At 67.2% G+C, this 519-nt stretch carries 1 pseudogene; it reads right to left on the bottom strand.

From position 1 onward, the window contains the following. Window positions 1–519: pseudogene (locus EN884_RS38050) on the bottom strand (autotransporter outer membrane beta-barrel domain-containing protein); the annotation flags it as partial.

Raw genomic sequence — 519 nt, 5'->3', positions numbered from 1 at the left:
GTTGGCAGTCACCGTGACCGTGCCGGTGCCGCTATTGGTCGCTTCGATGCCGGTCAGGCCCGACACCGCGCCGGTGGTCGTCACACCAACTGTGCCGGCGCCCGCCGCGTTGGTCTGACGCGCGATGATCGCCGTATTGCCCGTTGAGGACACCGCGCCGGCGTTCACCAACACACTGCCGCCGGTGGTGCGCGCGTAGACACCATTGCCCGACGTCGCGGTTACCGGACCGACCGTCTTCACCGTCGTCGAGCCGGAGCCTAAGTTCTCCGCGTCGACGCCGAATCGTGCGCCGATGGCACCATTGGCCGTCACGTTGATGTTGCCAGTTGCGGCAGCTGGGAAGATCGCGGTGACGATGCCGGCATTGCCCGACTTAATGTCGCCGTTCGCCAGCGCCGTGACATTGCCGGTCGTCGACTGCGCCTGGATATCGATGGCGTCCTTGCTGCCGGCCAGCGCCGTTACCGCGCCGGTGGTGACAGTGATGGCGCCGCCTGCGGCGGTATCGCGCACCAC

Origin of the sequence: Mesorhizobium sp. M7A.F.Ca.AU.001.01.1.1 (genome assembly GCF_004022735.1) — a bacterium.
Lineage (GTDB): Bacteria > Pseudomonadota > Alphaproteobacteria > Rhizobiales > Rhizobiaceae > Mesorhizobium > Mesorhizobium ciceri.
This window is presented reverse-complemented; position numbering and strand designations above follow the sequence as displayed.